The organism is Bradyrhizobium sp. CCGUVB14 (genome assembly GCF_024199935.1).
Lineage (GTDB): Bacteria > Pseudomonadota > Alphaproteobacteria > Rhizobiales > Xanthobacteraceae > Bradyrhizobium.
Genome location: NZ_JANADS010000001.1, coordinates 5967166 through 5986478, shown reverse-complemented (window position 1 = coordinate 5986478; position 19313 = coordinate 5967166). Strand labels below are relative to the sequence as shown.

25 protein-coding genes are annotated in these 19313 nt (G+C 64.3%); 12 read left to right on the top strand and 13 right to left on the bottom strand.

Annotated features, from left to right (window positions below; genetic code table 11):
- Positions 1 to 26: 26 nt before the first annotated feature.
- Complete coding sequence (locus NLM32_RS28030; protein WP_254132037.1) at positions 27 to 254, bottom strand: hypothetical protein; 228 nt, start codon at positions 252 to 254, stop codon at positions 27 to 29.
- A gap of 104 nt (positions 255 to 358) precedes the next feature.
- Positions 359 to 1315 (bottom strand): helix-turn-helix domain-containing protein, encoded by a 957-nt coding sequence (locus NLM32_RS28025; protein ID WP_254132036.1) that lies wholly within the window; start codon positions 1313 to 1315, stop codon positions 359 to 361.
- Positions 1316 to 1511: 196 nt separating this feature from the next.
- On the opposite strand from NLM32_RS28025, the gene NLM32_RS28020 reads away from it, so the two are divergent.
- Both NLM32_RS28020 and NLM32_RS28015 read left to right on the top strand, forming a co-directional pair.
- Positions 1512 to 2528: a carbon-nitrogen hydrolase family protein gene (locus tag NLM32_RS28020; RefSeq protein WP_254132035.1), complete on the top strand. Its 1017-nt coding sequence runs from the start codon at positions 1512 to 1514 to the stop codon at positions 2526 to 2528.
- A 27-nt stretch (positions 2529 to 2555) separates the two neighbouring features.
- A complete protein-coding gene (locus NLM32_RS28015; protein WP_254132034.1) occupies positions 2556 to 3596 on the top strand; it encodes a phenylacetaldoxime dehydratase family protein in 1041 nt (346 codons plus the stop codon).
- Here NLM32_RS28015 and NLM32_RS28010 read toward each other — a convergent pair.
- On the bottom strand, positions 3593 to 4231 hold the full coding sequence (locus tag NLM32_RS28010; RefSeq protein ID WP_254132033.1) for an HAD family hydrolase: 639 nt from the start codon (positions 4229 to 4231) through the stop codon (positions 3593 to 3595). The genes NLM32_RS28015 and NLM32_RS28010 overlap by 4 nt on opposite strands.
- Before the next feature lie 72 nt (positions 4232 to 4303).
- Complete coding sequence (locus tag NLM32_RS28005; RefSeq protein WP_254132032.1) at positions 4304 to 5320, bottom strand: TRAP transporter substrate-binding protein; 1017 nt, start codon at positions 5318 to 5320, stop codon at positions 4304 to 4306.
- Positions 5321 to 5359: 39 nt separating this feature from the next.
- Between NLM32_RS28005 and NLM32_RS28000 the strand changes: the two genes are divergently transcribed.
- The 4 genes from NLM32_RS28000 to tsaA all read left to right on the top strand — a co-directional run bounded on the left by NLM32_RS28000 (position 5360) and on the right by tsaA (position 8091).
- Positions 5360 to 6379: a lytic transglycosylase domain-containing protein gene (locus NLM32_RS28000; protein WP_254132031.1), complete on the top strand. Its 1020-nt coding sequence runs from the start codon at positions 5360 to 5362 to the stop codon at positions 6377 to 6379.
- Positions 6380 to 6479: 100 nt separating this feature from the next.
- Positions 6480 to 7220, top strand: a complete 741-nt coding sequence (locus tag NLM32_RS27995) for an AzlC family ABC transporter permease (protein WP_254132030.1) — start codon at positions 6480 to 6482, stop codon at positions 7218 to 7220.
- Positions 7217 to 7567: an AzlD domain-containing protein gene (locus tag NLM32_RS27990; RefSeq protein ID WP_254132029.1), complete on the top strand. Its 351-nt coding sequence runs from the start codon at positions 7217 to 7219 to the stop codon at positions 7565 to 7567. The genes NLM32_RS27995 and NLM32_RS27990 overlap by 4 nt, the downstream gene beginning before the upstream one ends.
- Positions 7568 to 7599: 32 nt before the next feature.
- Positions 7600 to 8091 carry a tRNA (N6-threonylcarbamoyladenosine(37)-N6)-methyltransferase TrmO gene (tsaA, locus tag NLM32_RS27985; RefSeq protein ID WP_254132028.1) on the top strand — a complete coding sequence of 164 codons (492 nt, stop codon included), beginning with the start codon at positions 7600 to 7602 and terminating at the stop codon, positions 8089 to 8091.
- Positions 8092 to 8094: 3 nt separating this feature from the next.
- Here the strand turns inward: tsaA and NLM32_RS27980 are convergent, their stop codons facing one another.
- The 4 genes from NLM32_RS27980 to NLM32_RS27965 all read right to left on the bottom strand — a co-directional run bounded on the left by NLM32_RS27980 (position 8095) and on the right by NLM32_RS27965 (position 11107).
- Complete coding sequence (locus tag NLM32_RS27980) at positions 8095 to 8520, bottom strand: HIT domain-containing protein (RefSeq protein ID WP_254132027.1); 426 nt, start codon at positions 8518 to 8520, stop codon at positions 8095 to 8097.
- 66 nt (positions 8521 to 8586) lie between these two features.
- Complete coding sequence (locus NLM32_RS27975; protein ID WP_254132026.1) at positions 8587 to 9828, bottom strand: GNAT family N-acetyltransferase; 1242 nt, start codon at positions 9826 to 9828, stop codon at positions 8587 to 8589.
- Positions 9829 to 9876: 48 nt separating this feature from the next.
- Positions 9877 to 10629: a glycerophosphodiester phosphodiesterase gene (locus NLM32_RS27970; protein WP_254132025.1), complete on the bottom strand. Its 753-nt coding sequence runs from the start codon at positions 10627 to 10629 to the stop codon at positions 9877 to 9879.
- Between the two features lie 10 nt (positions 10630 to 10639).
- Positions 10640 to 11107 carry a RidA family protein gene (locus NLM32_RS27965; RefSeq protein ID WP_254132024.1) on the bottom strand — a complete coding sequence of 156 codons (468 nt, stop codon included), beginning with the start codon at positions 11105 to 11107 and terminating at the stop codon, positions 10640 to 10642.
- Positions 11108 to 11360: 253 nt separating this feature from the next.
- On the opposite strand from NLM32_RS27965, the gene NLM32_RS27960 reads away from it, so the two are divergent.
- The 3 genes from NLM32_RS27960 to NLM32_RS27950 all read left to right on the top strand — a co-directional run bounded on the left by NLM32_RS27960 (position 11361) and on the right by NLM32_RS27950 (position 13100).
- Positions 11361 to 12206, top strand: coding sequence for a cell envelope integrity EipB family protein (locus NLM32_RS27960; protein WP_254132023.1), 846 nt, complete (start codon positions 11361 to 11363; stop codon positions 12204 to 12206).
- 70 nt (positions 12207 to 12276) lie between these two features.
- On the top strand, positions 12277 to 12678 hold the full coding sequence (locus tag NLM32_RS27955; protein ID WP_254132022.1) for a RidA family protein: 402 nt from the start codon (positions 12277 to 12279) through the stop codon (positions 12676 to 12678).
- Positions 12679 to 12689: 11 nt separating this feature from the next.
- Entirely contained in the window at positions 12690 to 13100 is a 411-nt protein-coding gene (locus tag NLM32_RS27950) for an NUDIX domain-containing protein (protein WP_254132021.1), read from the top strand.
- A 154-nt stretch (positions 13101 to 13254) separates the two neighbouring features.
- Here the strand turns inward: NLM32_RS27950 and NLM32_RS27945 are convergent, their stop codons facing one another.
- Positions 13255 to 13659, bottom strand: a complete 405-nt coding sequence (locus tag NLM32_RS27945) for an ACT domain-containing protein (RefSeq protein ID WP_254132020.1) — start codon at positions 13657 to 13659, stop codon at positions 13255 to 13257.
- A gap of 199 nt (positions 13660 to 13858) precedes the next feature.
- Here NLM32_RS27945 and NLM32_RS27940 point away from each other — a divergent pair, with 199 nt between their 5' ends.
- The gene (locus NLM32_RS27940) at positions 13859 to 14014 is read left to right on the top strand and encodes a hypothetical protein (protein ID WP_254132019.1); all 156 of its coding nucleotides are present in this window, start codon (positions 13859 to 13861) and stop codon (positions 14012 to 14014) included.
- Positions 14015 to 14030: 16 nt separating this feature from the next.
- Here NLM32_RS27940 and NLM32_RS27935 read toward each other — a convergent pair whose 3' ends face one another.
- Complete coding sequence (locus tag NLM32_RS27935) at positions 14031 to 15320, bottom strand: DNA polymerase IV (protein WP_254132018.1); 1290 nt, start codon at positions 15318 to 15320, stop codon at positions 14031 to 14033.
- Positions 15317 to 15628, bottom strand: coding sequence for a DUF3572 domain-containing protein (locus tag NLM32_RS27930; RefSeq protein ID WP_254132017.1), 312 nt, complete (start codon positions 15626 to 15628; stop codon positions 15317 to 15319). The genes NLM32_RS27935 and NLM32_RS27930 overlap by 4 nt, the downstream gene beginning before the upstream one ends.
- A 275-nt stretch (positions 15629 to 15903) precedes the next feature.
- On the opposite strand from NLM32_RS27930, the gene NLM32_RS27925 reads away from it, so the two are divergent.
- Together NLM32_RS27925 and NLM32_RS27920 are read left to right on the top strand one after the other, a co-directional pair.
- Positions 15904 to 16269, top strand: a complete 366-nt coding sequence (locus tag NLM32_RS27925; protein WP_008566616.1) for a response regulator — start codon at positions 15904 to 15906, stop codon at positions 16267 to 16269.
- 14 nt (positions 16270 to 16283) lie between these two features.
- Positions 16284 to 17657, top strand: coding sequence for a PleD family two-component system response regulator (locus NLM32_RS27920; protein ID WP_254132016.1), 1374 nt, complete (start codon positions 16284 to 16286; stop codon positions 17655 to 17657).
- Between the two features lie 261 nt (positions 17658 to 17918).
- On the opposite strand, the gene NLM32_RS27915 is transcribed toward NLM32_RS27920, so the two are convergent.
- Positions 17919 to 18356, bottom strand: coding sequence for a hypothetical protein (locus tag NLM32_RS27915; protein WP_254132015.1), 438 nt, complete (start codon positions 18354 to 18356; stop codon positions 17919 to 17921).
- Positions 18357 to 18610: 254 nt separating this feature from the next.
- Positions 18611 to 19216, bottom strand: a complete 606-nt coding sequence (locus tag NLM32_RS27910) for a TetR/AcrR family transcriptional regulator (RefSeq protein ID WP_254132014.1) — start codon at positions 19214 to 19216, stop codon at positions 18611 to 18613.
- Between the last annotated feature and the right edge of the window lie 97 nt (positions 19217 to 19313).

The window sequence follows — 19313 nt, the reverse complement described above, 5'->3', positions numbered from 1 at the left end:
CATACCCGCCTTGCTTGGAAAATGGCCTAGTCGTGCAGACGCATGTCATCGAATGCTGCATCTGCGACGCGCGCACCGATCGTCGTCGCAGGAGCAGGCGTTTCGATCCTCGTGGCGGACGAAACGCAGACTGGCTCACGGGCCTGCCGCGGCAGGAACGTCAGGCCCCAGCCCACCAGGACCAGCACCGCGAGGCGGATTGCGATCACGCCCAGCAGCAGTTCCGACCCGCTTATCGTCGCGTGAGTCCTCATACATGCGAGCCTGATGCAGACTGCACGACCTGACAATCTGGAATTGCCGAGCAATGCCTTCGCCTGGGACGAAGGCTTGCAATGATGGCTGACCGGAACGGGCCTCAGTGCCGCAGCTGACTCTGCCGGAAATCGCGCGGCGACATTCCGAAATGCTCGCGGAAAACACGGCCGAAATGCGAGAGGTCGTTGAAGCCCCAGGCGAACGCAATCTCGCTGATGTGGCGCTGGGCGAGCACTGGCGAGGCAAGGTCGCGCTTGCACTGGGCGAGACGCTCCGCAAGCACATGGCGCTGGAACGAGGTGTCCTCGTCGGCAAGGAGATCGTTCACGTAGCGCGAGGAGATGCCGAGCGCGGCGGCGGTCTCGGCCAGCGAGAGGTCGGGGTCGGCGAGGCGTGTGCGGATATGCGCCTTGAGCCGGTAGAGCAGGGCGGAACGATGGGTCGACGACGGCAGCGACGTTCCGCCAAGCCGTTCGCTCAGCGCCATCGCGAGCAGGTCGACGGCTTGCTCGGACAGGGCAGCGGCGCTGTTGGGCGCGAGCCGGTCCGCGCTTTGGCAGAGGCGGAAGATGAAGTCATAGGCGAGCCGCTCGAGCGGCAGATCGGTCCCGAATGTGATGGCGGTAAGTGTCTCGGTGCCGCCGAGCCGGCGCTGCAACATCTCGCGGGGCACCTTGAAGATGGTCTGGGAGAACGTGTGCTTGAACTTCAGCTCATAGGGACGCGTAGTGTCGTAGAGCGCGAACTCGCCGGGATGGATCACGGTCTCCCGGCCATCCTGCACCACGCCGCCATCGCCGCGATGGCCGAGCGCAACGAGAACATAGTCCTGATCCGAGCGCGCGATGCGCGAGGGCGTGCGGAAAACGTGCTGACGGTCGGAGCAGACCTCGGAGCAGACGGCCTTGCCCAGCGAAGCCTGCGTCACCGAGCCGTGAAAGGCGCTGCCGAGGTCCGACTTGCAGTCGAGCCCGACGAAGACGTCGCAGACGATGTCCTGCCAGAGGGCGAGCCGGCGGTAACCGGGGCTGCCGTCTGTCGTGAACTGGATTGTCATCGGCAGGCCTCCCTTTCACATCCAGCAAAACCGCATGGTGGCGCAGATCCAGCCTGACCGCAGGCAAGTTCCGTACCGGGGCGAGATCCCTTCCAGTCGAGTTTTTGTTCCGCCGTGGTCGAGCGCGCGGCCGCCCGGCTTGGCCCAATAGACTGCATCGGACGTGGTCCTGGATCAACCGGCAATGGAGGCGGCAATGGGCATTGAACATCCGAAATACAAGGTCGCGGTGGTGCAGGCGGCGCCCGCCTGGCTCGACCTCGACGCGTCCATCGACAAGTCGGTCGCGCTGGTCAAGGAAGCGGCCGAGAAAGGCGCCAAGCTGATCGCTTTTCCGGAAGCCTTCATCCCCGGTTACCCCTGGCACATCTGGATGGACTCGCCTGCCTGGGCGATCGGCCGCGGTTTTGTGCAGCGCTATTTCGATAATTCGCTGTCCTATGACAGCCCGCAGGCCGAGAAGCTGCGCGATGCGGTGCGGAAAGCCAAGCTTACGGCCGTGATCGGCCTGTCCGAGCGCGACGGCGGCAGCCTCTATCTGGCGCAATGGCTGATCGGGCCGGATGGCGAGACGATCGCAAAACGCCGCAAGCTGCGGCCGACCCATGCCGAGCGCACCGTCTATGGCGAGGGCGACGGCAGCGATCTTGCGGTCCACGCGCGCCCCGACATCGGCCGTATCGGGGCGCTGTGCTGCTGGGAACATCTCCAGCCGCTGTCGAAATACGCCATGTACGCCCAGAACGAGCAGGTGCATGTCGCGGCGTGGCCGAGTTTCTCGCTTTACGATCCCTTCGCGCCGGCGCTCGGCGCCGAGGTCAACAACGCCGCTTCGCGCGTCTATGCGGTGGAGGGCTCCTGCTTCGTGCTCGCACCTTGCGCGACGGTCTCTCAGGCGATGATCGACGAGCTCTGCGACCGGCCTGACAAGAACGCGCTGCTGCATGTGGGCGGCGGTTTTGCGGCGATCTACGGGCCCGATGGCAGTCAGATCGGCGACAAGCTGGCGCCAGACCAGGAGGGGCTGCTGATCGCCGAGATCGACCTCGGCGCCATCGGCGTCGCCAAGAATGCTGCCGATCCCGCCGGGCATTATTCGCGGCCCGACGTCACGCGGTTGCTGCTCAACAAGAAGCCGTACAAGCGCGTCGAGCAGTTCGCGCTGCCGGTGGACGCCATTGAGCCCACAGACATCAACGCTGCAGCGAGCTGATCGCCGGGATCAAGAGGAGGCACGATCATGGAGTCCGCAATTCCTCTGCATCTCGAAACCCAGCGCACGCGCCACAAGCGCGTGCCGGACGATTACCAGCCGCCGTATCCATCGTTCGTGGCGCGCTACAAGCCCGCGGTCGGCCGTGTCGTGATGGCCTATTTCGGCGTGCAGTATCGTGGGGCGACGCCGGCGGCTGCGACGGAAGCGCTCGCTGATATCGCCGGACTGTTCGCCGGCGAGGGTGGTCCCTCGCATTGGGACCGTGCGCACTATGTCGATCAAGCCGGCCACGCGAACATTGTCTCGGTCGCGTATTGGGACGACATCGCGCGTTTCGACGCCTGGTTTGTGCGGGCACGCGAGGCGTGGACTGGAAAGCACCGCGACGGGATCGGCACCTTCATCGAGGTGCTGCGTCCCACGGTGGCGCGGCACGAGACGCTGTTCTCCTCGCTCGGCAGGCCCGAAGGTGTCGCCGTGATCGCCGATGGGATGAGCGGGGAAGTGCAGGAGCACGCCTATTGGGGCGGCATGCGCGATCGCATTCCGCTGTCGCAGACCGATCCGATGTCGCCGGGCGGCAATCCCGAGCTGATCCGCGACGGTGCAAGGCTGCGTGTGAAGGCGCACGATAATCTCTGCCTGATCCGCTCCGGGCAAGACTGGAGCGATACCGAGGCGTCCGAGCGCAAGCTCTATCTGGACGACGTCGAGCCGGTGCTCCGCGAGGGCATGGATTTCCTGCGCGACGACGGGCTCGCGATCGGCTGCTATGCCAACCGCTACATGCAGGTGCTTTCGGCTGACGGCAAGACGAGTGAAAAATCCTATGGCCAGAGCTGGTGGAAAAGTCTCGCGGCACTGGAGCGCTGGGCGGAATCGCATCCGACCCACGTGAAGATCTTCGGTGCGGCGATGAAATATCTCTCGACGCTGGGGCCGTCAGCGAAGCTGCGGCTGTATCACGAGGTCACGGTGGCGGCCGCGGATGAGCAGTTCTTCGAATATCTGAACTGCCATCCGAAGACGGGCATGCTTGCGGCGATAGAGACCGTCAGCGCCTAGGCGACACAGTGGCGGAGCACTTCCGGATGCGCGGCGCAGATGTGATGCGCGCCGGCGTCCCTGAGTTCGGCCTCGCTGCCGTAGCCATAGAGCACGCCGATCGCGGTCATGCCGTTGGTGCGCGCGCCGACGACGTCATGGCTGCGGTCGCCGATCATGATGGACGTGCTCGCATCGACACCCGTCTCATCGAGCGCGTAGCGCAGCAGGTCGCGCTTGTCGACGCGGGTGCCGTCGAGCTCGGAGCCGAACACGCGCTCGAAATACGGCTTCAGGCCAAAGTGCTCGACGATGCGACTGGCGTAGACAGCGGGCTTGCTGGTCGCGACGAACATGCGCTGGTCGGTCGCGGCAATCGTCGTCAGCGTGTCGATGATGCCGGCATAAGCCTCGTTCTCGAACAGGCCAATGTCGCTGAAGCGCTCACGGTAGAGCAGCAGCGCCTGGTCGGCCAGCGCGTCGGTTCCGGTGAGCTTCTTCAGGCTGGCATGCAGCGGCGGCCCGATGCACCAGGTCAATTCGTCCTCGTTCGGCACCGCGAGGCTCAACCGCTCCAGGGCGTACTGGATGGAGCGGGTGATCCCCGGTTTCGGGTTGGTCAGCGTACCGTCGAGATCGAAGAAGATTGTCGCCATCAGGAGCCGGCCCGCGTTGAAATTGACGGCCCGTTGCTAGTCGGATCGGGTCTCAAGTCAAGACCCATCGCCTCATTGCTGTTTGGCCCATTCGACGATCGCGGTGGCCTCCGCGCCCGCCTGCGCCTCCCAGGCGGCAATTGTGGGCGTTGCTACCGTTCGCAGCGCCGCGATGAGAGATTGCGGCGCTGGCTCGGCGATCTTGACGCCGTTGTCGCGCATCCGCGCATAATTCTCGGTCGTGCGGTGGGCCAGCAGCGCGAACTGGCTCTGCTCGGTCTCGGCTGCAGCCGCCAGCACCTCGCGCTGCATCGGCTCTGGCAGCGCGGCAAATGCGTCGGTGCGGACGAAGGCGATCGACACCGGCATCGCGTAGTTGATGGCCGTGAAATAGGGCAGGAAGTCCCAGAGCTTACGCCCCGCGCCGCCGTCGCCGGAGGTGAGGAACGAATTCAGTTGATGCTCCTTCAGGCCCACAAGCGCCTTGTCCATCGGCAGGAACTGCGCGTTGGCACCGGCCGCCGTCATCACCTCGCTGGAGTTGGTATCGTAAGCGCGCAAATTGAGTTTCGGCAGGTCGTCGGCGCCTGCAAGCGACCGGTCCGACCATAGGCCGGTGGCCGGCCATATCGTCAGATAGAGCAGCTTGAGGCCGCGCGCGGCGAGGGCCTTTTCGTAAAGCGGTCGTGCGCGCGCATTGGCGGCGTGAGCGATGTCGACTGATTGTACCAGGAAGGGCAGCGTCGAGAGGCCGAGCACGGGGTCGAGGCCCGAAAGCGCGCCCGCAAAGGCGTCGCCGCCGGCGATCCGGCCGTCCAGCGCCGCGCGCGGCATTTCGCCCGAGCTGATCTTCAGCTGATTGTCGAAGGCGTTGGTCACGCTCACGAAACCGTTTGTGCGCGCGGCCACGCGATCGGCGAAACTGCTGAGCCCGATCCCGGATATGTTGTTCTCGGGATATTCGGTGGTCATCCGCCAGTTCACTTGCGCCGCAGCTGGCGCGGCGGACAGGATGAGTGCGGCGAGGGCAAGGAGGGCGCGGATCCGTTTGGCGGGGAAGCGCATTGGGAGAAGCAGGTCAGGCAGCATTTATTGGCAACTCGTCGAACCATGGCACGACGCCACGACATGGCAGATCATCTTGTCGCATGCTGCGCCCGCCTGTGCCACGGCGATACTTGGGCATGGCTGACGCGAATTGCATCACGCGTCATCCCCGCACTGCTTGTGTCCGCGACGCAGGCGATCGCATGGGACAGCTCACCGGCAAAAACCAATGTCGCCGTCCCCAGCGTGGAGGAGCTCGCACATCCTCCGGAGAGGCCCGATGCGCGCGAGAGCGACACCCGAGAATCGATCTGCCTGATCGTTGAGGCGGCCGCGCGCGATGCCAATCTGCCGCTGGAATTCTTCGCCCGCGTGATCTGGCAGGAGAGCCGCTTCCAGGCCGATGCGGTGGGCCCGATGACGCGCAGCGGCGAGCACGCGCAAGGGATCGCGCAGTTCATGCCGGGCACCGCGAGCGAGCGCGGGCTCCTCAATCCCTTCAATCCTGTGCAGGCTCTGCCGAAATCGGCCGAGTTCTTGAACGAGCTGCGCAACCAGTTCGGCAATCTCGGCCTCGCCGCTGCCGCCTACAATGCCGGACCGCGGCGAGTACAGGAATGGCTCGCCGGCACCGGCGGCATGCCGGAGCAGACCCGCAACTACGTCTACGCCATCACCGGTGCTACGGTTGACGCATGGGCCAAGGCCGGCAGCACCGGCAAGGGGCCGCCGAGCTCACCGCCGACAAGCTGCCGCGACCTGATGGCGCTGTTGAAGCGCGCGCCGAATCCGTTCGTCTCCGAGCTGGAGCAGCATGTCGAGCTTGCCGCCGCCAAGATCTGGGGCGTGCAGCTCGCGGCCGGATTCGATCGCAACAAGGCGCTGGCGATGTACTCCCGCGCTGTCACGCGGCTGAGCGCGGTGATCGGTGAGCGCGATCCCAGCCTGTTGAGTTCGGTGATGCGCAGCCGCGGTTCGCACGCCTTCTACCAGGTGCGCATCGGCACCGACACTCGGCCTGAAGCGGACGATCTCTGTAACCGTATCCGGAAGGCGGGTGGGGCGTGCTTCGTGCTGAAGAACCGGGGCGTGAGCGGGTAGGGAGCGCGCGCATGCCAGCCCCGCCGCGCGCTTCCTTGACGCGGCCGCCCGCATTGCCCGTTATGCAGGCACGATTCCGCAAACCTCAGCCGGCCGTCCCGTGGCGCTTCCTCCGCTCGATTCCCCTCAATGGCAAAGTCCGTGGCGTGCCTTCACCTGGGGGCTGCGCTCGATCACGCAGACGATCCTCACGCTCGTCCTGTTCGCGACCTATCTCGGCATCGGCGCGCTTGCCCATGACAGCCATTTCAGCCTGATCTGGGCGCTCTGCTCGACGCTGTTCGTCTGGGCCGGGCCTGCCCAGATCATCTTGATCACCACGCTGGGTTCGGGCGCGACGGTCATCCAGTCGGCGATCGCGGTCACCGTCAGCGCGATCCGGCTGTTTCCGATGGTGGTCTCCGTGCTGCCGCTGATGCGCACGCCGACGACCAAGCGACGCGAGCTGTTCTTCGCGGCGCATCTGACGGCCGTGACGCTGTGGGTCGAATGTCATCGCTTCCTGCCGCAGGTGCCGCGCGAGCGGCGCATCGCCTTCGTCAATGGACTTGGCTTCGGTCTGGTCTCGGTGTGCCTGACCGCCAACACGATCGGCTATTTCCTCGCCGCCAACCTGACTCAGACATTGGGCGCGGCGATCCTGCTGCTGACGCCGCTGTCCTTCCTGTTCTCGACCGCGCGCAACAGCCGCGAGGTCGCCGACGTCGTCGCGCTCGCGCTTGGCGTCCTGCTCTATCCGCTGGCTGCGAAGATGAACTCCGGCCTCGACATCCTCGTCAGCGGCCTCGCGGCGGGCACAATCGCTTATGGCGTGCACTGGTGGCGCGAGGTGCGCGCATGAGTGCCGCGCAACTCATCGGCGACTGGCAGGCGCTGGTCGTGCTGTTCGTCGCCGGTGTCATTCCCAACCAGATATGGCGCATGCTCGGCCTCTGGTTTGGCGGCGGCATCGACGAGGGCTCAGAACTGCTGGTCTGGGTGAGGGCGGTCGCGACCGCGATCCTGGCCGGCGTCATCGCCCAGATCGTGGTCGAGCCGCCAGGCGCGCTCGCCAGCGTGCCGGACGGCTTGCGCTACGGCGCGGTCGCTGCCGGCCTCGTCGTGTTCCTGCTGACCCGCCGATCGATTTTCGCGGGCGTTGTCGCCGGCGAAGTCTTCCTGCTGGTCGGCAGGTGGTGGTTGGGCTAAAACCGCCGCCGAACAGCCAAGGAACAGGACACATGGTTCGCGAAAACGAACTCCGCGAGGGCGAGGTCGCCATCGAGCTGCCGTCGACGGAGGATGCCGGCCTCGTCTTCATCGGCCGCATCCGCACGCCCTGGACCTCGCGGCTCGAAACGCCGCGCCAGGGTCGCGCGGACGGTCCGGTGTGTCGCCTCGAGATTTTCGAGCCCTTCCTGCCTGCGATCAAGGGCGTCGATTTCTACAGCAATCTCGAAGTGCTCTACTGGCTCGACAAGTCGCGCCGCGACATCGTGCTGCAAAGCCCGAAGAACAACGAGAAGACCCGCGGCACGTTTTCGCTGCGCTCGCCGGTCCGGCCCAATCCGATCGGCACCTCGATCGTGAAGCTCGTCGGTATCGAGGGCGGCACGATCCTGGTGCGCGGCCTTGATTGCCTCGACAACACGCCGCTGATCGATATCAAGCCCGATCGCTGCGAGTTCACGCCACTGGCTGCGCCGCAGCCGGGGGATTTTCAGACGGAGTGACGATCAGGCCTTCAGCGCTGCGATCAGCTTCGTCGCATTCTCTTCCAGCACCTTGACGTCTTCCTTGCGGCTCGCGGGCGGCAGCATCGCCACGCCGTCATGGCGCGGCATCACATGCATGTGGAGATGAAACACCACCTGTCCGCCGGCGGCCTCGTTGAACTGCTGCACGGTGATGCCATCGGCCTTGAAGGCCTTCATGGCGGCGGCGGCGATCTTGTGTGCACCACGGGCGACGTGGGCGTAATCGTCGGCCTTGATGTCGAGGATGTTGCGGGCAGGCGCCTTCGGGATCACCAGCGTATGGCCGGGTACGCGCGGCATGATGTCGAGGAAAGCGAAGACATGCTCGTCCTCGTAGACCTTGTGGCAGGGAAACTCGCCGCGCAGGATCTTTGCGAAGATGTTGTTCGGGTCGTAGGCGGTCATGGTGGCGGCTCCCCGGAATTTTTCGAGCTTAGTTTTGCGCTTACTGTCACCAGCGAAGGCAAACCGTCAAGGCGCCTCGTCGATGCCTTTCCGGAACGGGCCGAGCTCGGCGAGTTCGCGTCCGGCCTCGGCGACGTAGGCGCGCTCGCGCTTGAGGTAATCGTCGATGGCGCGACGCAGGCCGGGATCGGCGATGAAATGGGCGGAGTGCGTGGTCCGCGGCAGGTAGCCGCGCGCGATCTTGTGCTCGCCCTGAGCGCCGGCCTCGACATGTGTGAGGCCGCGCTTGATGGCGAAATCGATCGCCTGATAGTAGCAGACCTCGAAATGCAGGAATGGGTGATGCTCGACAGCACCCCAGTTGCGACCGAACAGCGTGTCCGAACCGATGAAGTTGATCGCGCCCGCGATCCAGCGGTCATTGCGGCGGGCCATCACCAGCAGCACGTCATCGCTCATGGTCTCGCCGATCAGCGAGAAGAATTCGCGCGTCAGGTAAGGTCGGCCCCATTTGCGCGAGCCGGTCTCCATGTAGAACATGAAGAACGCGTCCCAGGCGTCCTCGGTGATGTCCTTGCCGGTGAGCCAGTGGATCGTGATGCCCGCGGCAAGCGCATCGCGCCGCTCGCGCTTGATCGATTTGCGGTGGCGCGAGTTCAGCGTCGCCAGGAAATCGTCGAAGGTGGCAAAGCCCTCGTTGCGCCAGTGGAACTGCTGGTCGGTGCGCTGGAGGAATCCGTGCTGGGCAAGCAGCTTCCACTCTGCCTCGCGGGCGAAGGTGACGTGGACAGAGGAGGCCTTGCTGACGCCGCACAGTGCCACCAGCCCGCTTGCCAGGGCCTCCGTGATGCGCTCGCGGTCGACGCCGTCGCGGACCAGGAGCCGCTGCCCCGTTGCCGGCGTGAAGGGAACAGAGACCTGGAGCTTCGGATAGTAACGCCCGCCGGCACGCTCATAGGCGTCCGCCCAGCCGCGGTCGAAGACATATTCGCCCTGGCTGTGCGATTTCAGATAGCAGGGCACGACGCCGGCGACCCGGCCGTCGATCTTGGCCACCAGATGCCGCGGTCCCCAGCCAGTGCGGATCGTGGCTGAACCCGATTTCTCAATTGCGGAAAGAAACGCGTGGGATACGAATGGGTTATAGGCGGGCCTTAAAATGCCGAGCGAATCGCCTGGGAGCCCGGATGAGGTTCCCATGCCATGCCCGTTGCAGGCTCTGCCAGGATTGGCGCAGGCGTCCCAATCCTCCGGCGATACCTCGCCAATGGACGGTACGGCCTCCAGCGTGATGTCGGATGATGCCATTGCGCCCAAGATCGTGCATTGCAGCAGCGACTTCAAGGGTGGGGAACATCAAGCCTGCGGCACGAACCCCTCAAAAATCATCTGGTCCGCATACTGCCCGACCCGCGTCCGCTGCTCCGGCGTACGTACGGTCCAGCCGAGCAGAGCGCAGCCGAAGACGTTGCGCGCAATCCAGGGGGCGGGCGCCGGCAGGTGGTCGACCTTGAAGGCGACGAAATGCGGCTGGGTCTGGAAGCCGTGGCGCAGGTACAGCATGCTGTCGCGCTGCGCTTGCGTCAGGTAGGCCCAGTATTCGTCCTCATAACTCCGCTGCGCGACGATGCCGCGCGGGCGGTTGGGCAGCAGCTCGCGCAGCGCCAGCACCTGGTCGGGGTCGAAGGACATCCCGACCGCTTGCCCCTGATACGATGCCAGCACCTCGGCCATCCGCTTCACCAGCTTGCGGTCGCCGTCAAAATGGCTCTTCACCTCGATCACCAGCGGCACCCGGCCGGCGACCATGGCGCAGAGGTCGCCGAGCGACATCATCCGCTCGGCCGTATCCCTGAAGGTGATGGCCTTCAGCTCGGCCGCGGTCTTTGCGACCACCGGGCCGTTGGCCTCGGTGAGGCGGCCGAGCGCATGGTCGTGGTGCACCATGGCCTCGCCATCGGCGGAGAGCTGGATGTCGACCTCGATCGAGAAGTTGCCGGCGATCGCCGCCTGCACCGCGCCCGGCATGTTTTCCACGATGCCACGCGAAATGTCATGCAGGCCGCGATGGGCGACCGGCCGCGCTGTCAGCCAATCCGGAGCACGCACGATGCTGACCTCAGGCGACCTCGAACACGCCTTCGACCTCGACCGCCGCATCAGCGGGCAGCGAAGCGACGCCGACGGTGGTGCGGGCGTGGCGGCCCTTGTCACCGAAGGCCGCGACCATCAGGTCGGAGGCGCCGTTGAGAACCTTCGGCCCGTCCACGAAGTCCGGTGCCGAGTTGATGAAGCCGCCGAGGCGCACCACGCGCACAACCTTGTCGAGATCGCCAAGCGCCGCCTTGACCTGTGCGAGCAGGTTGACGGCGCAGCCGCGCGCGGCCGCAGCACCTTCCTCGATCGAGACGCCCGCGCCCAGCTTGCCCTTGGCAATCAGCTTGCCGGCGGGATCGAAGCAGACCTGGCCGGAGACGAACAGCAGATTGCCGGTGCGAACGAATGGCACGTAGTTGGCGACGGGGGTGGGGGCCTCGTGCAGCTTGATGCCCTGTTCCGCCAGTTTCTGCTCGACCGTGCCCGCCATGTCTCGACCTCGATGTCTGAAAAATCATCCGCACCGGCACGTCTGGTGACGGCCGGGCGCGCCCTGTTTCGCCCATCATGCCGCCACATGCAAGCAAGCCGATGGGGCGGTCGGACGCCGGGGTGGATTGCATTTTCTTGTGGCAGGTCAGGAGGTTCAAAGAAGAGGCGCAACTTTACGTGAAACCGCCGCAGTTGCGACGCAATGGAACGGTCATTAAAGTGTCGAATCTGCGCGTCCCCAGGGAACAGACATGGTGCACCTTTTCCGGACTTCACTCGGTGTGATGGCGCTCGCGGCGGCCGCGCTCGGCCCCAGTGGCGGCGTCCATGCCGCGAACGGTCCGTTCCTCGCGCATCAGGCGCTCTACGATCTGAGCCTGGTCAAATCGCGCTCCAATTCCATCAACAGCGCGCGCGGCCGCATCCTCTACAATTTCGCCGGCAGCAGCTGCGAAGGCTACACCTCCGAATTCCGCCAGGTCTCCGAGCTCGACAGCGGCGAGGGCAAGATCACGCTCAGCGATCTTCGCTCGAATTCCTGGGAGGACGCTACAGGGAAAAGCTACCGCTTCAAGATCGAGACGCGGATGAACGAGACCGAGGCCGGCCTGGTCGACGGTTCGGCCGAGCGCGACGGCGACCACATCAACGTCAAGCTGAAATTGCCGGCGCCGAAGAACTTCACGCTCGACGGCAAGATCGTGTTTCCGACCGAGCAGATCCAGCACATCATTGCAGCCGCCAAGGAAGGCAAATCGCTCCTCGAGCTCTCCGTCTATGACGGCTCCGACGATGGCCAGAAGGTTTACAACACACTGACCGTGATCGGTCAGGCGATCCCCGCCGACCGCGCCGCGTCACCCGATCCGTCGACGTCGGACGAGCACATGAAATCGCTGAAGCGCTGGCCGGTCACCGTCAGCTATTTCGACCGCGAGGTTCAGCAGAAGGAAGGCGAGCAGACGCCGGTCTATGCGATGTCGTTCGAGCTCTATGAAAACGGCGTCTCCCGCCAGCTCGTGCTCGACTACAACGATTTCGTCATTTCCGGTGCGATGGGCAAGTTCGACGTCAAGGACAGCAAGCCCTGCAATTGAGCGCCGAGGCTAGCCCTCGACAGCGTCTCCAGCTACGCTCCCCCTAACGACAAACTCAGGGAGCCAGCCCATGCCGAAGCTCGACCATCTCCGCCCCAGCGGCCTGCACCACAATCCCGCTTACTCCCACGTCGTCACCGCGTCCGGCGCGCGCACGATCTACATCTCCGGCCAGGTGTCGGTGGACGAGGAGGGGCGGATCGTCGGCGAGGGCGATATCGCCGCGCAGACCACGCAGGTGATGCAGAATCTCGGTCATGCATTGAAGGCGGCCGGCGCGAGCTATGCCAACATCGTGAAGATCACGACCTTCGTCGTCGGCTACAAGCCGGAGCTGCGCCCGATCATCGGCAAGGCCCGCTCGGTCTTCTTCGAAGGCATGGAGCCGCCGGCCTCGACGCTCGTCGGCGTCTCCGCGCTTGCGGCGCCGGAGTGGCTGATCGAGATCGAGGCGATCGCAGTCGCGGATTGAGTGGGAAGACCATGACGTCGAAAGATTCCATCCGGATCGCGGCAGCGCTGATGAGCCGGAGCGATGGGCATGTCCTGCTGGTCAGGAAGCGTGCCACGGAAAGCTTCATGCAGCCGGGTGGAAAGATCGAGGCCGGCGAGCATCCGCAGGCCGCGCTCAGGCGGGAATTGTCCGAGGAGCTCGGGATCGAGGTCGATCCGAGCGAGATGACCTATGTCGGACGATATTCCGCGCCTGCCGCGCACGAGCCTGGCCGGTTGGTCGATGCGGAAATCTTTCGCATCGCCATCGCGCGGTCGGTCAATCCCGGCGCGGAGATCGAGGAAATTCTCTGGCTGGACCCCAACGCGCCGGGATCGGTCAAGCTCGCACCGCTGACACGCGACAAGCTGCTCCCGCTGTGCGCGCGGCCGGCCCCGTAGCCTCCGCTCCAGCAAAAACTGGAAAACAACCCCATGCACAGTAGAGGCGCGGTCCGGCGCGGATTTCGTGTTTGGCGAATTCTATTTGACGCGTCGGGCAAAACAGGGGCATGATGTCATGCTGGCATTTTTCCGAAAGCGGTGAGAACCCGGGCTACGAAGCGTTCCCGGATATCGCTTGCAGAATGGTCATCGCCTCGTCGGCGCGATCCACGGGCACGAAGAGATGGTCGTGATGGAACGCCGAAACCGCATTCACGCTGATGCCGGCCTTGGCCAGGCGCGCCGTGATCGCCGCTAGAAATCCCACGGCATCGAGTGCGGAGTGAACCGTGAGCGTGATCAGTCTGGAGGGGAATGCGTAAGGCAATCCGGCCGCTTCGGCTTCTTCACGCAGAACGACCAGCGTCGTCCCTTCCTGCTCGCGGAACGTCAGCCGCGGATTGAGTGCTGCGGCAATGGGGGCGTTCGGCGCGATCGAGCAGAAGACGAATGTGCCCGGCTGCAGCTCCGGCTTCATGGTGTTCAGCAGCGCGTCGAGATCGCGTTCGCCCGTCACGGTGCCAGCCTCCAGATCGGCAAGATCGTTTGAGCCCCTGCGAAGCCATTGGCGCCAGCGGCCGTTGAAGCGAGAAGCAACATACCTTTGTATATCCTCTGTAATCCTTCTGATGCGCTGATCTTACGCTGGTACAATTGAGCGACGGCGGGAGATTCTGACAATCTGAGTCCACGCGGGTCACTGCGAGGAAGCTCAAATGAACGTCGTCATTCGAAAGCTCAACGGCTTGTGGCACCTCGTCGTCGGGTCCTGTCATATCCGGACTCCGTTCCTCGAAACTCAGGATCGCCAGTTGGTCGTTCAATATGCCCGGCGCGCCTATCCAGGTGCGCTGATCTTCGAACGCGACTGACTTGAGCAGGAGGCCATCACTCCTCGGCCTTCTCCGGCCCCTCATAGGCGATGCCACGGATCACGGCGGCGCTGCCGAACTTCTTGCGCAGGGTGTCCACGGCACGCTCGGCATGGGCGGCGCGGCGGTCGAGCATGTCGGTGTCGTCGGCGGGGGAGCCGTCGCGCAGCGCGCTGACGCCGGCGCCCATCAGGCGGAAGGCGGTGCCGTCGATTTCCTTCGCCAGCATCTCGCGGCAGATCGAGAAGATTTTTGCTGCAAGCTGCGTCGGAGCCGCGATCGATTGCGAGCGGGTGCGCTGGCGGAAGTCCGCGGTCTTCAGCTTCAGCGTCACGGTCGAGCCGGCGAGCTCGCTGCTCTTGAGCCGCGACGACGTCTTCTCGCACAGCCGCCACAAGATCTTCTCCAGCGACGCGAAATCGCGGATGTCGGTCTCGAACGTGGTCTCGCTCGAAATCGTCTTGGCGCCGCGATCGGCCTCGACACGGCGGTCGTCGATGCCGCGGGCGAGCCGCCACAGCCGGCGGCCGTCGCTCGGAAATTGCCGCATCAGCTCGATCTCATCGGCCTTTTGCAAATCGGCGATGATGCGGAAGCCGCGCTGCATGAGGCGCTCCTGCGTTGCAGGTCCGACGCCAAAAATGAAGCCGACCGGTCTCGAAGCCAGCATCTCGCGCGCTTCCTCCTGATCGAGCGCCGCAAAGCCGCGCGGCTTGTCGAGATCGGAGGCGATCTTGGCCAGAAACTTGTTGCAGGACAGCCCGACCGAGACGGAGATACCGACGTCGCGCTCGACGTTGCGCGCAAAGCGCGCCAGCACCTTTGCCGGGATCATGCCGTGCACGCGCTCGGTGCCGGAGAGATCGAGAAAGGCCTCGTCGATCGAGAGCGGCTCGACCAGCGGCGTCAGCGCCTGCATGGCCTGGCGCACCTCGCGGCCGACCCGGACATATTTCGCCATGTCAGGCGGGATCACGGTCGCGTGCGGGCAGGCCTCCAGCGCTTTGAACATCGGCATCGCCGAGCGCACGCCATAGGTGCGTGCGATGTAGCAGGCCGCCGACACCACGCCGCGCTTGCCGCCGCCGATGATGACGGGCTTGTCGGCGATATCAGGGTTGTCGCGCTTCTCGACCGTCGCATAGAAGGCGTCGCAATCGACATGGGCGATGGTCAGGTTCGCGAGCGCGCGATGGCGGACAAGGCGAGGGGAGCCGCAGGCGGAACAGCGCCGCACGGCCACATCCAGGTCGGCCAGACAATCCCGGCAGAAGCAGCGGGGCCCGGCCGGGTCGGCGGCGCTCACGGCACGTCGCGCTCCCAGGTCCGGTCGCCGAGCGCATCGCCCAGCACCTGCCGCGCTGCGGCAACGTTGGTCGGGTGCAGTTCCGAAACCTTGGCAAAAGCCTTCACGGTGTCGTCATCGCGCAGCACGAAATCGAGCACGCTGAGCAGGAAATTCGGGTTCGAGGCGGCGTTCCGGAGCGTCTCCGGGCCGACCCCTGTCTCAGCCAGGAACAGGCCCAGCCGCTCAGGCTCGCCGGCCACGAAGGAGAGCGCCTGAATCGCAACGATTTCAGCGACTTCGCGAGGGTTGTGAACAGGCTTTTTCACGGGCCCGGTTTGCCTTTCCGTTAACTTTCGGTGTCTACTTTGGAATATGCCCGAGTCTTGGGACTGAGTCTTCGATTGAGTCTTGGATCGAGTTTTGGGCTTGAATCTTGCGGCCCCGGACAAGCAACTGGAAACCACATCGCAGAAAGTGGCCCCTCGGGTTTAACGAAACTAGAGCGAATCTGAGGCTAGTTTGAATCCAGTTTTCGAAGCGCCGGAAAGCGGCGCCTCAGGCGTCACATGCATCGGTCTTCAGGACCAAACAGGAGGGCGGGATGGCTAAGACCGTCCTGATCGTGGAAGACAACGAGCTCAACATGAAGCTCTTCCGCGACCTGTTGGAGGCGCACGGCTACCAGACCTCGGGAACCAGCAACGGCTACGAGGCGCTCGACCTCGTGCGCAAGATGCGGCCTGACCTCGTGCTGATGGACATCCAATTGCCGCAGGTCTCTGGCCTGGAGGTGACGCGCTGGATCAAGGACGATCCGGAGTTGCGCGCCATTCCCGTCGTCGCGGTCACGGCCTTCGCGATGAAGGGCGACGAAGAGCGCATCCGCGAGGGCGGCTGCGAAGCCTATTTGTCCAAGCCGATCTCGGTCGGAAAATTCATTGAGACGGTCCGGCGTTTTATCGGATAGGAAGTGAGTTCACAGTGTCCGCGCGTATCCTGGTTGTCGATGACGTTCCCGCCAACGTCAAACTGTTAGAGGCCCGTCTCTCCGCCGAATATTTCGACGTGATGACCGCTTCGAACGGCACCGAGGCGCTGGCGCTGGCCAGCCGCGCCGAATGCGACATCATCCTGCTCGACGTGATGATGCCCGACATGGACGGCTTTGAAGTCTGCCGCCGCCTCAAGACCGATCCGGCCACGCACCACATTCCCGTCGTGATGGTCACCGCGCTCGACAGCCCGTCAGACCGCAATCGCGGACTGGAAGCCGGCGCCGATGATTTCCTGACAAAACCCGTCTCCGACGTCGTGCTGATCGCGCGCGTGCGCTCGCTGACGCGGCTGAAGATGATGACGGACGAGCTGCGCATGCGCGCCATCACCTCGCTCGAGATCGGCATGCAGGCGCCCGAGCGCAGCGCCATCGCCGATGCGGGCAAGGGCGGCCGCATCCTGCTGGTCGACGACCGGCCATCGTCCTACGAGCGGCTGGCGACGATCCTCGCCGCCGAGCACACCATCGACGTCGAGCCGAATCCGACCGAAGCGCTGTTCCACGCCGCCGAGGGCAATTACGATCTGCTGATCGTCTCGCTCGATTTGAACAATTTCGATGGCTTGCGGCTCTGCAGCCAGGCGCGCTCGCTGGAGCGCACGCGCCACGTTCCGATCCTGGCGATCGCGGAAGCGGAAAACGCCACACGGCTGCTGCGCGGCCTCGAGATCGGCGTCAACGACTACCTGCTGCGCCCGATCGACAGGACCGAGCTCCTGGCGCGCGCCCGCACCCAGATCCGCCGCCGCCGCTACACCGATCATCTGCGCGACAACGTGCAGAACTCGATCGAGATGGCGATCACCGATGCGCTCACCGGCCTGCACAATCGCCGCTACATGGAGAGCCATCTGGCAACGCTCGCCGAACAGGCCTCGACGCGGGGCAAGCCGTTGGCGCTGATGATTCTGGACATCGACTATTTCAAGTCGATCAACGACAATTACGGGCATGATGCCGGCGACGACGTGCTGCGCGAGTTCGCCGTGCGCGTCCGCAAGTCGATCCGTGGCATCGATCTCGCCTGCCGCTACGGCGGCGAGGAGTTCGTGATCGTGATGCCGGAGACCGATCTGCACGTCGCCGGCATGGTCGCCGAGCGTTTGCGCCGCTCGATCGCGGGCGAGCCGTTCGCCGTCCACAAGGGCACCAAGCGCATCGAGGTCACGATCTCGATCGGGCTCACCACGCTGGAGCAGAAGGGCGAGGCGGTGGCCGACGTCCTCAAGCGCGCCGACACCGCGCTCTACCGCGCCAAGCACGACGGACGCAATCGCGTGGTGTCGCAGGCGGCGTGAGGCTGGCGCGCTGATTGCGCCTCATATTCAGCCGTCGTCCCGGCGAAGGCCGGGACCCATAACCACATAGCGCAGTTATTGCGTGACGTGGTAACTCCGAGTCTTCGCAAAACTGCTGCTGCGGCGTATGGGTCCCGGCCTTCGCCGGGACGACAGTTCCGGGTTAGGCGAGCGTTTGCCTTTCATCGGCGTCGGCTTCGCGTCACCCCGCTTTCACGCGAAAGCTTTCCATACATGCGGCGTCAGTGCATAGCCGCCCGATCAGTCATTCACGCCGATGTCCGTAAAGAGGAATCCCGCCGGCGTCTTGGTAAAGACGAAGATGGTGTCGCCGCAGAAGATGCCGTAATTGTCGTTGTTCTCTTGATCGCGATCGTAGACCGCTTTGCCACGCTGGATACACGCGCGATTTTTTGCCGTGAAGTCGGTCTGATAGATCTTGGCGCGAAATTGCGCGGCGTCGCGAATTTCCTTGTCGTTCATGAACGGCAATCGGCTCATACTAGCGACGGCGGCGGAATCATTTGCTTTCAGCGCCGCGCGAAACTTCTCGATGAAGCCATCGAATTCCTTTTGCAAGGCAGGAGAAGCGACGGCTTTCTTTGGCGCCTGAGCGACGGCTGGAGCAATGTTCACGAGAGCGGTTGCGAGCACAATTCTCAGTAAAAATCTCACGGGTCGGCTCCGTCTATCGACCAATCAAGGTCTCCCGACTGATCCAAATCGACGCTCTTCTGTTGCGTCAAGGACTTTCGGCTTGCTGGCGTAGCGTTAAACGCGCCCCCCAGGCGGCCCATCGCGACACGATGCACTATTGCACTCACTCGGCTGTCATTCCCCGCGAACGCGGGGACCCATAACCATTGGGCGCAATATCGCGCGAAGTGGTAACTCCAAGTCTTCGCCAAACTGTTGCTGCGGCGTATGGGTCCCGGCCTTCGCCGGGACGACAATTATGATTGCCGCGGCGGTTTGCCTTTCATCGGCTTCGCATCACCTTCCACATCGACCCCCGCATTCCGCAGCAGCACCTTCGCCGCTTCCTTCGCCGCGCGCGCCATCGCGGGGTCGTCGCGGACGAGATCCTGCGCGATCGAGCCGTCGACCAGCAGCACGAGCTGTGTGGCGAGCGCGTCCGCTTCCGTGACGCCGAGCTCGGTCAGCCGCTCGCGAAACCAGACGCGGCGGCTTTCCTTGAAGGCGATGGCGATCTTCTTCACCGCGCGGTCGGTCGGCCCGAGTTCGGCGATGGCATTGACGAACGGGCAGCCGCGAAAATCCTTCGCTGCAAAGCGCCGCTCCAGCGAATCGAAGGTGCCGAGAATCTGCTCGGCCGGCGGCTTGTCGGAGGGGCGGGCATGCACGAAGCGGCGCTCAAGATAGGCCGCGATCAGTGCGTCCTTGGACGGGAAGTGGTTGTAGAGCGTCCGCTTGGAGATGCCGATCTCGGCCGCGATGGTGTCGACGCCGATGGCGCGAATGCCCTGCAGATAGAACAGCTTGTCGGCGGTCTGAAGGATCCGCTCTTTCATCGTCTGTGGGGCGGGCGGGGGAGCCATGCGGCGACGAACATCCTCTTTACGTTCTCTCGGCTTGACAGCGTCCGCCATCTATAGACTAATTACACAGGTCTGTGTAATCAAAATCAACGTCAAT